General features: G+C 70.2%; 14 protein-coding genes. 3 read left to right on the top strand and 11 right to left on the bottom strand.

The annotated features are described in order from the left end of the window. Positions 1-134: 134 nt before the first annotated feature. Positions 135-1,946, bottom strand: a complete 1,812-nt coding sequence (locus ACFCY1_RS25360; protein ID WP_049649039.1) for a hypothetical protein — start codon at positions 1,944-1,946, stop codon at positions 135-137. A gap of 287 nt (positions 1,947-2,233) precedes the next feature. Here ACFCY1_RS25360 and ACFCY1_RS25355 point away from each other — a divergent pair, with 287 nt between their 5' ends. After that, the gene (locus tag ACFCY1_RS25355) at positions 2,234-3,994 is read left to right on the top strand and encodes a hypothetical protein (RefSeq protein WP_159028300.1); all 1,761 of its coding nucleotides are present in this window, start codon (positions 2,234-2,236) and stop codon (positions 3,992-3,994) included. Between the two features lie 87 nt (positions 3,995-4,081). Here the strand turns inward: ACFCY1_RS25355 and ACFCY1_RS25350 are convergent, their stop codons facing one another. The 6 genes from ACFCY1_RS25350 to rfbB all read right to left on the bottom strand — a co-directional run bounded on the left by ACFCY1_RS25350 (position 4,082) and on the right by rfbB (position 9,388). Then, a complete protein-coding gene (locus tag ACFCY1_RS25350) occupies positions 4,082-4,987 on the bottom strand; it encodes a glycosyltransferase family 2 protein (protein WP_198959420.1) in 906 nt (301 codons plus the stop codon). 4 nt (positions 4,988-4,991) lie between these two features. Then, a complete protein-coding gene (locus ACFCY1_RS25345) occupies positions 4,992-5,390 on the bottom strand; it encodes a DUF2304 domain-containing protein (protein WP_049649037.1) in 399 nt (132 codons plus the stop codon). Next, entirely contained in the window at positions 5,387-6,076 is a 690-nt protein-coding gene (locus tag ACFCY1_RS25340) for a glycosyltransferase family 2 protein (RefSeq protein WP_049649036.1), read from the bottom strand. Before ACFCY1_RS25340 ends, ACFCY1_RS25345 begins: the two co-directional genes overlap by 4 nt. A 68-nt stretch (positions 6,077-6,144) precedes the next feature. Then, positions 6,145-7,482: a lipopolysaccharide biosynthesis protein gene (locus ACFCY1_RS25335; RefSeq protein ID WP_181970608.1), complete on the bottom strand. Its 1,338-nt coding sequence runs from the start codon at positions 7,480-7,482 to the stop codon at positions 6,145-6,147. Next, positions 7,479-8,414, bottom strand: a complete 936-nt coding sequence (gene rfbD / locus ACFCY1_RS25330) for a dTDP-4-dehydrorhamnose reductase (RefSeq protein ID WP_074003961.1) — start codon at positions 8,412-8,414, stop codon at positions 7,479-7,481. The genes ACFCY1_RS25335 and rfbD overlap by 4 nt, the downstream gene beginning before the upstream one ends. Next, the gene (gene rfbB / locus ACFCY1_RS25325) at positions 8,411-9,388 is read right to left on the bottom strand and encodes a dTDP-glucose 4,6-dehydratase (RefSeq protein ID WP_049649035.1); all 978 of its coding nucleotides are present in this window, start codon (positions 9,386-9,388) and stop codon (positions 8,411-8,413) included. The genes rfbD and rfbB overlap by 4 nt, the downstream gene beginning before the upstream one ends. An 81-nt stretch (positions 9,389-9,469) precedes the next feature. Here rfbB and rfbA point away from each other — a divergent pair, with 81 nt between their 5' ends. Next, complete coding sequence (gene rfbA / locus ACFCY1_RS25320) at positions 9,470-10,345, top strand: glucose-1-phosphate thymidylyltransferase RfbA (RefSeq protein WP_375876155.1); 876 nt, start codon at positions 9,470-9,472, stop codon at positions 10,343-10,345. Continuing rightward, positions 10,342-10,941: a dTDP-4-dehydrorhamnose 3,5-epimerase gene (gene rfbC / locus ACFCY1_RS25315; RefSeq protein WP_049649033.1), complete on the top strand. Its 600-nt coding sequence runs from the start codon at positions 10,342-10,344 to the stop codon at positions 10,939-10,941. Before rfbA ends, rfbC begins: the two co-directional genes overlap by 4 nt. Before the next feature lie 85 nt (positions 10,942-11,026). Here rfbC and ACFCY1_RS25310 read toward each other — a convergent pair whose 3' ends face one another. From ACFCY1_RS25310 to fusA, 4 genes are all read right to left on the bottom strand, one after another. After that, complete coding sequence (locus ACFCY1_RS25310) at positions 11,027-11,476, bottom strand: GtrA family protein (protein WP_375876154.1); 450 nt, start codon at positions 11,474-11,476, stop codon at positions 11,027-11,029. Further along, positions 11,473-12,435 (bottom strand): glycosyltransferase family 2 protein, encoded by a 963-nt coding sequence (locus ACFCY1_RS25305; RefSeq protein ID WP_049649032.1) that lies wholly within the window; start codon positions 12,433-12,435, stop codon positions 11,473-11,475. Before ACFCY1_RS25305 ends, ACFCY1_RS25310 begins: the two co-directional genes overlap by 4 nt. 188 nt (positions 12,436-12,623) lie before the next feature. Then, a complete protein-coding gene (gene tuf, locus ACFCY1_RS25300) occupies positions 12,624-13,817 on the bottom strand; it encodes an elongation factor Tu (RefSeq protein ID WP_049649031.1) in 1,194 nt (397 codons plus the stop codon). Between the two features lie 200 nt (positions 13,818-14,017). Continuing rightward, positions 14,018-16,123 (bottom strand): elongation factor G, encoded by a 2,106-nt coding sequence (fusA, locus tag ACFCY1_RS25295; RefSeq protein ID WP_049649030.1) that lies wholly within the window; start codon positions 16,121-16,123, stop codon positions 14,018-14,020. Positions 16,124-16,142: the final 19 nt, after the last annotated feature.

Raw genomic sequence — 16,142 nt, 5'->3', positions numbered from 1 at the left:
GTCCTCCCGGCGGGAGGCGCGCAGCATCGGCACTCAACCGAGCAACTTGGACATACTGCCACATGGAGCAGCCCGGATGCCAATCGGGGCCGGTGAGGCGCTCCTCACCGGCCCCGATGGGGTGACGTCCCCGCTCAGTCCTTGCGCCAGAGCACCCAGCCCCGGTCCTTGTTGAACTTCGCGACGTGCCAGCCGGGCCGCGCGTCCGGCCAGCTGGTCTGCGGCAGGTCGCCCTTGCTCCAGCCGGCCAGGTACGCGGTGGCCGCCTCCGGCGGGGCGGAGCCGTCCTTCAGGTCGTCCGACCAGACCCGGCCCCAGTAGACCTCGTAGGCCATCGACATCCGGGTGTCCCAGTCGAGGTCCATGTCCAGGACGACGTTGTCGCCCTTGCGCAGGCCCGCCTCCTTGGCCACGCCCACCGCCTGGTACTTGCGGGCCTTGGCGTGCGGCTCGGAGACGTTGTCGGTGACGGCGACCGTCGCGTAGGCGGCGAACAGCGTCACGCACCCCACCACCGCGGCCACCACCCGGCGCCCGCCGGCCACCCGCAGCAGCAGGCAGGCGCCCAGCACCGCCAGCGCGCCGAAGCTCGTCCGGACCATGTGCAGGTCGTCCCAGGTCGAGGCCAGGAACATCGCGTCCGGCACCGTCCACGGACTGACCCAGAGCTTGAGCGCGGCGCCCGCGTACGCGCCGACCGACAGCTGGATGATCCCGATCGCCGCCACGCCGGCCAGCGCCGTCCACAGCAGCGCGCGGACCCCGGCCCGCCACAGCGCGGCCAGGCCGACCACCATGAACATCGGCACCAGCACCGCGCAGTACCGGGCGTACACCCAGTTGTCGGTCCGGTCGTTGTCCGCCAGCCCGGCCGCCGAGGCCAGCGCGGTGCCGAACAGCAGGGCCACCATGGTGAAGGCCACCACCCGCTCGGCCACCGTGTACCGGCGCCGGAAGACGACCACCACGCACAGCACCAGGGCGACCGCCCCGAAGCCGTACGTCGAGGTCATGAAGTACCAGAGCTGCCCGAAGGTGCGGGCGATGATCGTGCCGATGTACTTGCTGTCCCCGAGGTTCTCGAAGACCTTGTTGCCGACGGTGCTCGGCGGCACGTCCTTGAACTGGTTCTCGACGAAGCGCGCCAGCAGCTTCGCGCCCAGGTACGACAGCCCGAGCCCGCCGACGCCGGCCAGCGAGGCGAGCCGCGGCGCCCAACCGACGGCCAGCACCACCACCAGGACCAGCGCGGTCAGCGCCACGACCACGCCGCCGCGGTCGTGGGTGGCCATCGAGAAGCCGGCCGCCAGGCCCGTCCCGGCCGCGTACAGCGCGCGGCGGCGCGTCGTGCCGGGCGAGAGCCAGCCGTGCATCGCGAGCAGCCAGGCCAGCAGGATCACCGGCAGCACGGTGTCCGACATCACGAACTGGGAGTAGAAGACCACCGGCGGCACCAGCGCCACGGCGGCGCCCACCAGGTACGCGTGCGGCCGGGACAGGCCCACCCGGCGCGCCGCCGCCACGGCGAGCGGGAACACCAGCGCGTTGAGCAGCGCGTTGATGCCCATGATCAGGTGGTACGCGGCGGCCGGGGTGTCGGCGATCCGCAGCGCCGGCGAGATCAGCAGCGGGTACCCGCCGGGGATCACCACGCCGACCGGCATCTCGGTGGTCGGCCGTCCGGCCAGCACCCGCGCGATCACCAGGTAGGAGTCCTCGTCGGCGTGCACCGACGGGAAGTAGTTGTGGATCGACAGCACCAGGCGGAACGCCACCTGGCCGCCGTACCCGAGCAGCAGGACCACCGGCCAGAACCAGCGGTGGGCGGCCAGCGCCCGCAGCCGGGGCGGCACGGCCAGGGCCCGGGTGGCGGGCGCGCTCCCGCCGCCTTCCTCACCCCGGCCCGGCCCGTCGGACGTGTGGGCAGAGTCGATCAGCGGCTGCACCGAGACACTTCCCTACTTGTATGAGTTGACGATCTCGTCATGGCCGGCTCCGGACGGCGCGCCACGGTTCCCACCACTCGTCGAAGCGCATCGGCAGTGTGCCACGCGGTGATCGGCCGGAGCCAACGCGCGCCTCCCCCGTTGACGACAACGGCCCGTACGGGAACGGTGGTTCGGCCCGTGCGGATCCCCCGACCGAGGTGCTGGCAGAATCGCGGTGTCCGGCCACCGAAACCACACACCGCCCCCGCATCCGAACCGCTGCGGGAGAGCAGAAGGACCGAACAGTGACGACGAGCGTCCAGCCCGCCCCCGCCGAGGGCAGGCATCAGGGCATACCGCCCAGTCAGAGGAGACGGGCCGCCGCTCTTCGCCTCCCCGCCGTCCTCTGGACCGCGGAGATCCTGACCGCGGCCACGGCGGCGCTGCTGATGACCGGGCTGGCCTGGTCCGTCCGGCTGAACCCCATGTCGAGGGTCGGCCAGGTCAGCGGCCTCGCCGCGCTCCAGCTCCGGCTCCTGCTGCTGATCGGCGTCGTCGTCCTGGTCCTGGTGCCGGCGATGCGCCGCTGGGCGGACCTCCCGGTGCGGTTCGCCGCCGCCGCGGTCGCCGGCCTGTCCTCCGGCGTCCTGGCCGCCGGCATCTCGCTCGCGCTGCGCGACACCAACTGGCCGCTGTACGCCCAGCAGGGCGACTCCGGCAGCCTCCAGGCCTGGGTCGGCGCCCTGATGGACGGCAAGTCCCTCGACGGCGCCTACCCGCCGCTGTTCCCGCACATCGTCGCCTTCGTCGCCGAGCACGTCACCCACGGGCAGGTCGGCTACGCGCTCAAGCTCGTCGACCTGCTGTTCGTCGCGATGCTCGGCCCGCTCGCCTACCTGTCCTGGCGCCTGCTGCTGCCCCCGCTCTGGGCGCTCGGGATCGGCGTCACCGCCGCCCTGCCGATGGCGCAGCCGTACAAGCCGTACACCACCTTCGTGCTCGTCGCCTTCCTCCCCGTGCTGGCGAAGCTGATGCAGCTCCTCCAGCGCGCCCCGGAGCTCCCGCGCCGCACCGCGGCCGTCCGCGGCGCCGTGCTCGGCCTCGGGATCGGGCTGCTGTTCCTCCTCTACTCCGGCTGGTTCGTGTGGTCCGCGGCCGGAGTGGTGGTGCTCACCGTGGTGCTGCTGCTGCGCGCCCGCCGGACCGGCGGCACCCGCGGCCTGCTCAACGGCCTGTGCGCGATCGGCGCCGCCGGCGGCGTCTTCCTGCTCGTCTCCGGCGTCTACCTGGTCCGGCTGCTCGGCTCCGCGGGCAGCACCATCGACCGGTACTGCTACTTCGACACCTACACCGAGCCGACCTACTTCGCGATGTGGCGCGACGACCTCCCCGGCACCGACGGCCAGAGCACCTGGCCGGTCCCCGGGGAGATCGGCGGAGTCGGCCTCTTCACGATCCTGCTGCTGGTCGGCCTGGGCGTGGCGCTGGCCCTCGGGATCGGCCGGACCACCGTCCTGACCGCCGCCGCCTGCACCGCGAGCGCCCTGCTGATGCGCTACTGGTACGCCTCCCACATGGAGCGCGACCAGGCCGTCATGCTCTACCCGCGCACCAGCGCCCAGCTGCTCTACTGCCTGCTGGTCCTCGTCGGCCTGGCGTGCTACCTGGTCGTCCGCCGCCGCCAGGGCCCCGCCGCGGCCCCCGCCGCCGAGTCGGCCGAGGACACCGGCCGCCGGCTGCCGCTGCGCCTCAACCCGCGCGGTGTGGCCGTCGGCGCCATCTGCGCGCTGGGCCTGCTCTTCGGCATGGCCGGCTCCGCCACCGCCAGCAAGTACATGCCGGACCCGCACTGGGGCCCCGGCGCGCTGGCCTGGATCGCGCAGAGCACCGCCGACACCAAGGGGCACTGCTCGCGCTACGCGCCCAACGGCCAGTGCAAGCAGCCGCGGGACATCAGCGACCTGCTCGTGCCGCTGCCCGACCCCGGGAAGCTGATGTGCCCGAAGGTCAACCCGTACCCGCCCCGGCAGCCCGACCCGCTGGGCCCCTCCGGCTTCGGCGAGTAGCCCCCGGCGGGCCGCCCGCGAACGCCACTGGGCCGGTAGTCCGAACTCGGACTACCGGCCCAGTGCCGTACCAGTGGGTGCGAGCGGTCAGTGCCGGTCGCCGCCGGTCAGCGCGTGGCGGACCAGCACCTTGGCGCCGGCCCGCTCGCCGCGCTTCAGGGCGCCCGGCAGCATGGTCAGCGCGTGCAGGCGCGAGGCGCTGCGGAACCGGGCCGCACGGGCGGCCTTCGGCCAGCCGCGGGCGTCCATCCGCTCCGCCACCGCGTTGAAGTACCGCTCCGCCTCGGTGAACCGGGTGCCGGAGAAGGCCTGCACCGAGGACTCGCTGACGGCGTGCCGCCGGTACTGGAAAACGACGGTGGTGTTGTCCACCAGCATCTGCTCGCCGCGCTCCAGCAGGTCGACGACCAGGGCCAGGTCCTGGATCACCGAGTACTCGTCGCGGAAGTTGACCGCGCGCAGCGCCTCGCCCCGCCAGCAGATCGACGGGAAGTAGAGCCAGTTGCCGCGCAGCACGCTCGCGGCCAGCTCCTCGCCGCCCATCAGCCGCCGGCCCTTGACGGTCGGCGCGTAGATCTTCTCCTTGACGTTGTCCGCCAGGCCGGAGCGGCTGACCTCGCCGTTGCCGTCGATGACCTCGACACCCGGCTGCACCATGCCCAGGTCCGGGTTGTCCTTGACGATCGCCCGGACGGTCTCCAGGTAGTGCGGGTGCAGCAGGTCGTCACAGCCCATGATGACCACGTGGTCGGCCGTGGACAGCTCCACGCACTTCTGGAAGTTCTTGGTGATGCCGAGGTTCCGCTCGTTGCGCAGGTAGCTCACCCGGTCGTCGCCGAGCGAGGCGAACCAGCCCGGGACGTCCGGCTCCTTGCCGTCGTCTATGACGGTCAGCCGGAAGTCCCGGTCGGTCTGCGCGAGGATGCTCCGCACCGCGGCCTGCATCAGCGCCACGTCGCCGTAGTACGGCAGCATGAACTCGAAGGTCGCCACGGGATCAGGCCTTGCTGCGGTCGACCGGCGCCGAGACCGGCAGGTCCAGGTCGAAGCGCTCCTCGTTCAGGCGGGCGCCCTCGTTGATCGCCACGGTCCGCGCCAGGTCGGTGAGCTTCTTCTCCAGCGAGCGGAAGCGCAGGAAGGTGTTCAGGGTCAGGAAGCCCATCCCCAGCACCATCCCGTACAGCACCAGGTCGGTGCCGCGGCCGACGCCGAGCTGGTGGGCCAGCCAGGTCACGTCGGTGGGACGCAGCACCGCGTAGATGTTCACGACCACGAAGACCGAGAACGCGATGCGCTTCCAGGCGCGGGTGTTGGCACGGTCCCAACGCCGGATGAACATGAAGGCGAGAGTGACCGAGCCGAGAATGAGAACCAGCTGGATCCAGAAGAATTTCATCGGCGGCTACGCTCCCGCAGCGAGATGTCGAAGATGATGTTGACGCCGTTGATCAGGGACTGACCCTTGGCGCGTGAGTAGTCGGTGTACAGGATGTCCACCGGGAGTTCGGCGACCCGGAGGTCCGAGCCGGCGAGGAAGCTGACGATCTCCGACGCGTGCGCCATGCCGTTCATGGTGATCCGCAGCCGGCCGGCGGCCTCGCGGTTCAGCACGCGCAGACCGTTGTGGGCGTCGGTCAGCTTGAGCTTGCGAGCGGTCGGGCTGACGGTCGCCGCGGTGCGCAGGACGACCCGCTTGATCCACGGCACCTGCCCGTTCTGCTCGATGAAGCGCGAGCCGAGGACGACGTCCGTGTCGCCCTCCCGCAGCAGGGCGACCATCTTCTCGACGTCGGCGGTCTGGTGCTGGCCGTCCGCGTCGAAGGTGGCGAAGTACTTGGCGCCCGGCTGGGCCAGGGCGTAGGCGAGGCCGGTCTGGAGGGCGGCACCCTGGCCGAGGTTGACCGGGTGGCGCACCAGGTGCGCGCCCGTCTCCATGATGTGCTTGGCCGAGTCGTCGCCGCTGCCGTCATCGACGACCACGATGTTCGGGAACGTCTTTCGCGCCCCCTCCACAACGTCGGCGATCACCTGGCCCTCGTTGTAGGCCGGGATCACCAGCCAAACATCGTCGTACTGGGACACGGAGGCTCCATGAATGGGGTCTGGCCCGCGCTGCTGCGCGGCGATCTGAAGATGAGGGGCGGACACGGTCAGTCACCGGCCGTCCGGCTGCTCAACACCGCGGCGTTCGGGTCCCCCGACTGCTGGACGAGGCCGGCGGAGTTCGTCGCCGAACGGGCGAAACTCTGCCTCAGGACCGCCAGCATACCGAGGACGGTGGCCACGGAACCCGCCGTGTACGCAACGACCACGCGGGTGGACACGTCGCCCGGCATGAAGGTGATCGCGGCGAGGACCGCCGTGCCGACCGCCCAGCAGAGCAGCTGAAGGTTGTGCCGCTTGAATACCATCAGCGCCTGGCCGAGCACCATCGCGAACATGTACGCCACGGTTCCGGCGGACATCCAGAAGAAGTCGAGGCAGCCGAGCACCGGCTTGGCGCCGAACAGCACCTGGATCAGCCAGGGGCCGAGGGCGACCGCCGGGATGCCGCCGAGCACGCCGAGCCCGCCGACCACGGCGCCGATCTTCTTGAGCATCCCGGTGAAGGCGGCCCGGTCCCCGACCGCGATCGCGGCGGAGAGGCCGTTCAGCAGCGAGGCCTGGAGCGAGCCGAAGACGAACAGCGGCACCCGGGCCAGCACCAGCGCGTTGAGCAGGGCGGCGATCAGCGCGGAGTCGGAGGGCGCGAGCAGCTTGGTGCTCACCACGGCCGCGTTCACCACGACCTGGGAGAGCAGCGTCGAGCAGATCAGCAGGCCGAGCCCGGAGCAGAGTTCGGACCAGCCGACCTGCTCGCCGGGCTTCACCGCGCGCAGCAGCGGCGGCAGCGTGACGATCGTGGCGATGATCGGCGCGACGGCCAGGATCAGGCTGAACGCGAGCGCCGAGTGCACACCGGCCACGGCGAAGGCGAAGGCCAGGCCGATCCGCAGGCCGCCGTCCAGGCCGAGCTGGGTGCCGTACGCGCCGAAGCGGCCGAGGCCGGCCAGCACGCCGCGGGTGAGGTAGCAGACGGCCATGCCGGTGAAGGCCCCGCCGAGCGCCAGCACCAGCGAGCGGTCGCCGTGGAACATCGACCGGGCGATCGGGCCGGAGGCGGCGCCGAGGGCGACCAGGGTCGCCGCGAGGATCCCGCCGGTGAGCAGGGTCGCCCGGCGCAGCACCGGCGCGGCGCCGTGGCCGAGCGCCGCGCGCGCCGAGACGATCCGGGTGAGCTCCTGCTCGATCGGGAAGAAGACGCCGATGCCGACCGACATCACGATCGTCCACAGCAGCGAGACGTTCGCCATGTCGTCGACCGACAGGCTGTGGCCCGCCACTCCGAGGTGGATGTAGGAGGCGGCACCCAGTACGACGGTGCCGCCGGCCACCGCCAGGGTTCCCGGCGGTAGCGCGGCAGCCACCTTCGTCAGTGCGTTCTTCACTGAGGTCTGTCGCTCTCCGTGGTCCGGGCCGTGGCGGCCAGTTCGGCGAAGACGGGCGTGGCCAGGGCCTCGGCCAGCATGGTCCGCCACTCGGGCAGCGGCGCCAGCCCGGCGGCGGCCCAGCGGTCGTGGGCCAGCACGCTGAAGGCGGGGCGGGCGGCCGGGCGGACGAAGGCCTCCGACGTGGTCGGGCGGATCCGCTCCGGGTCCAGCCCGCTCAGCGCGTAGGTCTCGCGGGCCAGTCCGCACCAGGTGGTCCGGCCGCTCGCGGTGCCGTGGTAGACCCCGGCCGGGGCCTGCCCGGCGAGCGCGGCCCGGCCGAGCTCGACCAGGCGGCCGGCCAGCGCGTACGACCAGGTCGGCTGGCCGTGCTGGTCGTCCACCACGTCCAGGGTGTCGCGCTGGGCGGCGAGCTTGAGCATGGTGGCCACGAAGTTCGGGCCGTGCTCGCCGTACAGCCAGGCGGTGCGCACGACGTAGCCGTGCTCGGGGAGCAGTTCGGCGACCGCCCGCTCCCCCACCAGCTTGCCGCGGCCGTACGCGTTCACCGGCGCGGTCGGGGCGTCCTCCGGGCAGGGCTCGGTGGCGTCGCCCGGCAGGACGTAGTCGGTGGAGACGTGCAGCAGCCGCGCGCCGCTCTTGGCGCAGGCCTCGGCCAGGTGGCGCACACCGGTGCCGTTGACGGCGGTGGCGGCGTCCTCCTCGGCCTCCGCGGCGTCGACGTTCGTCCACGCGGCGCAGTTGACCACGATGTCGTGGCCCTCGACGGCGGCCTGGACGGCCGCCGGGTCGGTGATGTCGAGGTCCGCCCGGCGCAGCGCGGTGATCTCGGCGGTCCCGTCGGCGCCCAGCACCGAGAGCAGGTCCTGCCCGAGCATCCCGGCCGCGCCGGTGACCAGCCAGCGCACGGGCGCGGCGGCGTTCGCGGTCACTTGGCCAGGGCCGCCTTCTGCTTCAGCGGCTCCCACCAGGCGCGGTTCTCGCGGTACCACGCGATGGTCGCGGCGAGGCCGTCCTCGAAGCGGACCTGCGGCTCGTAGCCGAGCTCCTCACGGATCTTGCTGATGTCGATCGAGTAGCGGAGGTCGTGGCCCTTGCGGTCCTCGACGTGCTCGACCATGTCCCAACCCGCGCCGGCGGCCTCCAGCAGCAGGCCGGTCAGCTCCTTGTTGGTGGCCTCGGTGCCGCCGCCGATGTTGTAGACCTCACCCGCGCGGCCGCCGCGCATGACCAGCTCGATGCCCCGGCAGTGGTCGGAGACGTGCAGCCAGTCGCGGACGTTGCCACCGTCGCCGTACAGCGGCACCTTCTTGCCGTCGATCAGGTTGGTGGTGAACAGCGGGATGACCTTCTCCGGGAACTGGTAGTGCCCGTAGTTGTTGGAGCAGCGGGTCACCACGACGTCCATGCCGTGGGTGCGGTGGTACGCCAGCGCCAGCAGGTCGGAGGAGGCCTTGGAGGCCGAGTACGGGGAGTTCGGCTCCAGCGGCCAGGTCTCGGTCCAGGAGCCCTCGCTGATCGAGCCGTACACCTCGTCGGTGGAGATGTGCACGAAGCGGCCGACGGCGTGCTTGCGCGCGGCGTCGAGCAGGACCTGGGTGCCGACGACGTTGGTCAGCACGAACGGGCCCGCACCGGCGATCGAGCGGTCCACGTGGGACTCGGCGGCGAAGTGCACCACCACGTCGTGGCCCGGCATGACCTGGTCGACGGCGTCCGCGTCGCAGATGTCGCCCTGGACGAAGGTGTAGCCCTTGTGGTCGGCCACCGGGGCGAGGTTCTCCAGGACGCCCGAGTAGGTGAGCTTGTCAAAGACCGTGATCCGGGCGTTCTCGTCAGCCCCGAGGAGCTGACGGACGAACTCCGAACCGATGAACCCGGCGCCGCCGGTCACGAGGATGCGCATAATGCGCGTAGTCTACCGCCGCCCGAACGCCCCTCCGACCCGGCCCCTCCCGCGTTCACCGATCTCGAATAGGGTGCTCCCATGCGTGGAATCCTCCTGGCCGGCGGCACCGGCTCGCGGCTGTGGCCCCTGACCCGTGCGGTGTCGAAGCAGCTCCTCCCGGTCTTCGACAAGCCGATGATCTACTACCCCCTCTCGACCCTCGTGATGGCCGGGATAAGCGAAATCCTGATCATCACCACCCCGAACGACCGGGACCAGTTCGAACGGCTGCTGGGCGACGGTTCCCAGTTCGGCCTGAAGCTGCAGTACGCCGTCCAGGAGAAGCCCGAGGGCATCGCCCAGGCCTTCGTGCTCGGCGCGGAGTTCATCGGCGACGAGCCGGTGGCCCTGATCCTCGGCGACAACATCTTCCACGGCACCGGTCTGGGCACCTCGCTCACCGAGCACTCCGACATCAAGGGCGGCCGGGTCTTCGCCTACCCCGTGGCCGACCCGACCGCGTACGGCGTGGTCGAGTTCGACGAGAGCGGCCAGGTCATCTCCATCGAGGAGAAGCCGACCGAGCCCAAGTCCCGCTACGCCGTCCCCGGCCTGTACTTCTACGACAACCGGGTCGTCGAGATCGCCCGCACCCTGGAGCCGAGCGCCCGCGGCGAGCTGGAGATCACCGCCGTCAACGACGCCTACCTGCGCACCGGCGACCTGCACGTGACGACCCTCGACCGCGGCACCGCCTGGCTGGACACCGGCACGTTCGTGTCGATGGTCCAGGCCTCGGAGTTCGTCCGGGTCATCGAGGAGCGCCAGGGCTTCAAGATCGGCTGCATCGAGGAGGCCGTCTGGCGGGCCGGGCTGATCGACGACGCCCAGCTGCGCGAGCTCGCCGAGCCGCTGCTGAAGAGCGGCTACGGCCAGTACCTGGTGGACCTGCTCGACGAGGCGGCCGCCAAGTGAAGTTCCGCGAGCTCTCCATCGAGGGCGCCTTCGAGATCACCCCGCAGGTGCACGGCGACGCCCGCGGCCACTTCACCGAGTGGTACCGCTTCGACCTCCTCGCCGAGGTCGTCGGCCACCCGCTGGACCTGGCCCAGGCCAACCTGTCGCTGTCCGCCAAGGACGTCGTCCGCGGCATCCACTTCGCCGACGTCCCGCCCGGCCAGGCCAAGTACGTGGCCTGCACCCGCGGCGCGGTGCTGGACGTCATCGTCGACCTGCGGGTCGGCTCGCCGTCCTTCGGCAAGTGGGAGTTCGTCCGGCTGGACGACACCGAGCGCACGGCCGTCTACATCCCGGAGGGCCTCGGCCACGGCTTCTGCGCCCTGAGCGACGACGCCACGCTGACCTACCTCTGCTCGGCGACGTACAACCCGACCGGCGAGCACGGCGTGCACCCGCTGGACCCGGACCTCGGCATCGAGTGGCCGACCGACGCCCCGCAGCTCTCGGCCCGTGACGCGGTCGCGCCCACCCTCGCGGAGGCGCTCGCCACCGGCCTGCTGCCGGACTACCAGGCCTGCAAGGCCTACACGGACTCGCTGAAGCAGCAGTAGCGGCGGGGCCCGACCCACGGAGGGGACGCGTGCAGCGGCACGCGTCCCCTCCGTCGTCGTACCGGCCGCCGGCCGCGCGCCGGGCTCAGCGCCTCCGGAAGACCCACAGCTTGAGCAGCACGAACCGGGCCACCGTGGCGAGGCCGTTGGCCGCCACCAGCCCGGCCACCTCGACCACCCGGGAGGCGTGCGGCAGCGCCGCGTCCAGCAGCGCCAGCGCGCCGCTGCTGAGGCCCAGCCCGATCAGGAACGCGACCGCGCCCTGGAGCTGGTGGCGCACCGCGCCGTCCGAGCCGGTGATGCCGAAGGTGAAGCGGCGGTTCGCCGCGGTGTTGGCCACCGCGCTGACCGCCAGGGCCACCAGGTTGGCCGTCTGCGAGGAGGCGACCAGCCGCAGCAGGACGAACAGGGCCAGGTAGAAGAGGGTGCTCAGCACCCCGATGACCAGGAAGGACGGCAGCTGCCGGCGGACCGGCCGGGCCGCCCCGACGGGCTCGTCGCGCTCGCCCCGGTCCGCGGAGAGGGTCTCGTTCACGCGCCCGTACCGTACCGGTCCTGCTCCTCGGCGGAGTCGTAGCCGACGAAGTACGCGGGCCGGGCCTGGACCGCCGAGTAGATCCGGCCGACGTACTCGCCGAGCAGGCCGACGCAGACCAGCTGCACGGCGCCGATGAAGAGCATCCCTATGAACAGCGAGGACCAGCCGGGCACGGTGGAGCCGACGGCGTACGCGACCGTGGTGTAGATCGCCAGCAGGAGGCAGACCAGGAAGCTGAACAGCCCCAGCCAGGTGGCCAGCCGCAGCGGGGCGGCGGAGAAGTTGGTGACGCTGTCCAGCGCGAGCCGGAGCATCTTCGAGAGCGGGTAGTGGGTGCTGCCCGCGACCCGCTCCTCGCGCACGTAGACCACCTCGCCGCTGGGGAAGCCCAGCCACGGCACCAGCAGCCGGTAGACCGGCTGGTGCTCGGGCATCGCCTTGAGCGCGTCCACCGCCGCCCGGCTGAGCAGCCGGAAGTCGCCGGCCTGGTTGGGCATCCGCTTGCCGACCAGCTTGCGCATCAGCCAGTAGTAGCCGCCGGCGGTGTGCCGCTTGAAGAAGGTGTCGGTGCCGCGGTCGCCGCGCACGCCGTAGACGATGTCCAGGTGCTGCTCGCGGGCGAGCTCCAGCATCTCGGGGATCTTCTCCGGCGGGTCCTGGAGGTCGGCGTCGATGGAGACCACGTAGTCGCCGTGGGCGCGGTGGATGCCGGCGGTGAGGGCGGCCTGGTGCCCGGAGTTGCGGGCGAAGCGGACGATGCGGAACTCCGGCCAGTCCTGGCGGATCTTCTGCATCAGCACCGGGGTGACGTCGGTGCTGCCGTCGTCCACCCCGACCACCTCGTAGGCCACGTCGAGCCCGTCGAGGATCGGCCGCAGCCGTTCGACGGTCAGCGGGAGCGCCTCCTGCTCGTTGTAGATCGGCATCACGACCGACAACAGCGGTGCCGTTGACATGCGTTGGTCCCACTTTCCGCGACGGCGGGCTGGATGGTGGCCCGACCATAACAGTCTGCGATGAGCGGCCGCTGAAAGGCGGTGCGCTCCGGTGAACTGCCCATGAGACGCCGAAGGGCCCCGCGCACCGTGCGGTGCGCGGGGCCCTTCGGACGAGCCTGTACGAGGCAGGCAGGTCAGATCGTCAATTACTTGATGATCTTGGTGACCTGGCCGGCGCCGACGGTGCGGCCACCCTCACGGATGGCGAACTTCAGGCCCTCCTCCATGGCGATCGGCTGGATCAGCGCGACCGTCATGGCGGTGTTGTCGCCCGGCATGACCATCTCGGTGCCCTCGGGGAGGGTCACGACGCCGGTCACGTCCGTGGTACGGAAGTAGAACTGCGGGCGGTAGTTGTTGAAGAAGGGGGTGTGACGGCCACCCTCGTCCTTCGACAGGATGTACGACTGGGCCTCGAAGTCGGTGTGCGGCGTGACCGAACCCGGCTTGATGATGACCTGGCCGCGCTCGACGTCCTCGCGCTTGATGCCACGGAGCAGCAGACCGACGTTCTCACCGGCCTGGCCCTCGTCGAGCAGCTTGCGGAACATCTCGATGCCGGTGACCGTGGTGGTGGTCTTGGTCTCCTTGATGCCGATGATGTCGACAGTCTCGTTGACCTTGAGGATGCCGCGCTCGATGCGACCGGTGACGACGGTGCCACGACCGGTGATCGTGAAGACGTCCTCGATCGGCATCAGGAACGGCTGGTCCACGGCGCGGGCCGGGGTCGGGATGCTCTCGTCGACAGCCTTCATCAGGCCGAGGAGCTTCTGGCCCCACTCGGCGTCGCCCTCGAGGGCCTTCAGCGCGGAGACGCGGACGACCGGCAGGTCGTCGCCCGGGAACTCGTACTCGGAGAGCAGCTCACGGACCTCGAGCTCGACGAGCTCCAGGATCTCCTCGTCGTCCACCATGTCGGCCTTGTTCAGGGCGACAACGATGTACGGAACGCCGACCTGGCGGGCCAGGAGGACGTGCTCCTTGGTCTGCGGCATCGGGCCGTCGGTGGCGGCGACCACCAGGATGGCGCCGTCCATCTGGGCGGCACCGGTGATCATGTTCTTGATGTAGTCGGCGTGACCCGGGCAGTCAACGTGCGCGTAGTGACGGTCCTCGGTCTGGTACTCGACGTGCGCGATCGAGATGGTGATACCGCGCTGACGCTCCTCCGGGGCCTTGTCGATCTGGTCGAACGGCGTGAAGGGGTTCAGGTCCGGGTACGCGTCGTGCAGCACCTTGGTGATGGCCGCGGTCAGCGTGGTCTTGCCGTGGTCGATGTGACCGATGGTGCCGATGTTGACGTGGGGCTTCGTCCGCTCGAACTTCGCCTTCGCCACTGAGTCCTCCTGAGGACAGTTCCTGTACGCCGTGCTGACGCCAGTTGGTCTTTGATCGGTTTTGGTGCGGGTTGCCCGGAGGACATCCCGTGCCGTCCCGCTGGTGGGGGGGCCGGAGGCTCCCGGGAGGATCCGACCGGATCCTCCCGAGACGCCTCCGAATAGCCTAAGGCTTCGTAATCGTCCCGATTATCGGGACGTCACTCGCCCTTGGCCTTGGCGATGATGTCGTCCGCCACGTTCTTCGGAACCTCGGCGTACGAGTCGAACTGCATCGAGTAGCTCGCGCGACCAGAGGTCTTGCTGCGCAGGTCACCGACGTAGCCGAACATCTCGGAGAGGGGCACCAGCGCCGTGACGACGCGGGCACCGTGACGCTCGTCCATGGACCGGATCTGGCCACGGCGAGAGTTGATGTCGCCGATCACGTCGCCCATGTAGTCCTCGGGCGTGGTGACCTCGACGGCCATCATCGGCTCGAGGAGGACCGGCTTGGCCTTCCTCGCGCCTTCCTTGAAGGCCATCGAGCCGGCGATCTTGAACGCGAGCTCGGAGGAGTCGACGTCGTGCGACTGGCCGTCCAGCAGGCTCACGCGGACACCCTGCAGCGGGTAGCCGGCGAGGATGCCGAACTCCATGGCCTCCTGGCAACCGGCGTCGACCGACGGGATGTACTCCCGCGGAACGCGGCCACCGGTGACCTTGTTGACGAACTCGTAGCCCTCGGCCTGCTCGAGCGGCTCGATCGCGATCTGCACCTTGGCGAACTGACCGGAACCACCGGTCTGCTTCTTGTGGGTGTAGTCGATGCGCTCGACCGCCTGGCGGATGGTCTCGCGGTACGCGACCTGCGGCTTGCCGACGTTGGCCTCGACCTTGAACTCACGGCGCATACGGTCGACCAGCACCTCGAGGTGCAGCTCGCCCATACCCGCGATGATGGTCTGGCCGGTCTCCTCGTCCGTGTTGACCTGGAAGGACGGGTCCTCCTCGGCGAGACGCTGGATGGCAACACCCAGCTTCTCCTGGTCACCCTTGGACTTGGGCTCGATCGCGACGCGGATGACCGGGGCCGGGAAGTCCATGGACTCCAGGATGACCGGGTTCTTCTCGTCGGACAGCGTCTCACCGGTGGTGGTCTGCTTCAGGCCCATGACGGCGATGATGTCGCCGGCGCCCACCGAGTCGATCTCCTCACGCTTGTTCGCGTGCATGCGGTAGATCTTGCCGATGCGCTCCTTCTTGCCCTTGACGGCGTTCAGCACCGAGGTGCCGGACTCCAGGCGGCCCGAGTAGACCCGGACGAAGGTGAGCTTGCCGAGGTGCGGGTCCGACATGATCTTGAACGCGAGCGCGGCGAGCGGCTCGTCGTCCGAGGCCTTGCGGGAGATCTTGACGCTGTCGTCGCCCGGCTTGGTGCCCTCGATGGACTCGATGTCCAGCGGGGACGGCAGGTACTTGACGACCGCGTCGAGCAGGGGCTGAACGCCCTTGTTCTTGAAGGCGGTACCGCAGAAGATCGGGGTGAAGTCCGAGTTCAGGGTGCCCTTGCGGATCGCGGCCTGCAGCAGCTCGACCGGGATCTCCTCGCCCTCGAGGGCGAGCTCCATGATCTCGTCGCTGACGTTCGAGACCGTGTCGATGAGCGCCTCGCGGTACTCGTCGGCCTGCTCCTGCAGCTCGGCCGGGATGTCGACGATGTCGTACATCTCGCCCTTGGCGGCCTCGGCGGACCAGACCAGCGCCTTCATGCGGACCAGGTCGACAACGCCCTGGAAGTCCGACTCGGCACCGATCGGGAGCTGCATGACCAGCGGGGTGGCGCCGAGGCGGTCCACGATGGTCTTGACGCAGAAGAAGAAGTTCGCGCCCGTGCGGTCCAGCTTGTTGATGAAGCAGATGCGCGGGACGCCGTAGCGGTCAGCCTGCCGCCACACGGTCTCGGACTGGGGCTCGACACCGGCGACACCGTCGAACACCGTCACGGCACCGTCGAGGACGCGCAGCGAACGCTCCACCTCGACGGTGAAGTCGACGTGACCCGGGGTGTCGATGATGTTGATGGTGTGGTCGGCGTCGTCGACCGTCCAGTGACAGGTCGTCGCGGCCGACGTGATCGTGATGCCGCGCTCCTGCTCCTGCTCCATCCAGTCCATGGTGGCAGCGCCATCGTGGACCTCACCGATCTTGTACGACACACCGGTGTAGAACAGGATCCGCTCGGTGGTGGTGGTCTTGCCCGCGTCGATGTGCGCCATGATCCCGATGTTGCGGACCTTGGCGAGGTCAAGGGAGGTTGCAGCCATTGTGGCTCGTTCTCTCTCT

The organism is Kitasatospora sp. NPDC056273, from assembly GCF_042268845.1.
Classification (GTDB): domain Bacteria; phylum Actinomycetota; class Actinomycetes; order Streptomycetales; family Streptomycetaceae; genus Kitasatospora.
Note: the sequence above shows the minus strand (reverse complement) of the source record. Positions and strands in the feature narration are given on the sequence as shown.

Excerpts from the sequence above, each read along its gene's own strand:
- ACFCY1_RS25345 (WP_049649037.1), bottom strand. The coding sequence starts at position 5,390 with ATGAAATTCTTCTGGATCCAGCTGGTTCTCATTCTCGGCTCGGTCACT.
- rfbB (WP_049649035.1), bottom strand. The coding sequence starts at position 9,388 with ATGCGCATCCTCGTGACCGGCGGCGCCGGGTTCATCGGTTCGGAGTTC.
- rfbA (WP_375876155.1), top strand. The coding sequence starts at position 9,470 with ATGCGTGGAATCCTCCTGGCCGGCGGCACCGGCTCGCGGCTGTGGCCC.
- ACFCY1_RS25305 (WP_049649032.1), bottom strand. The coding sequence starts at position 12,435 with ATGTCAACGGCACCGCTGTTGTCGGTCGTGATGCCGATCTACAACGAG.
- fusA (WP_049649030.1), bottom strand. The coding sequence starts at position 16,123 with ATGGCTGCAACCTCCCTTGACCTCGCCAAGGTCCGCAACATCGGGATC.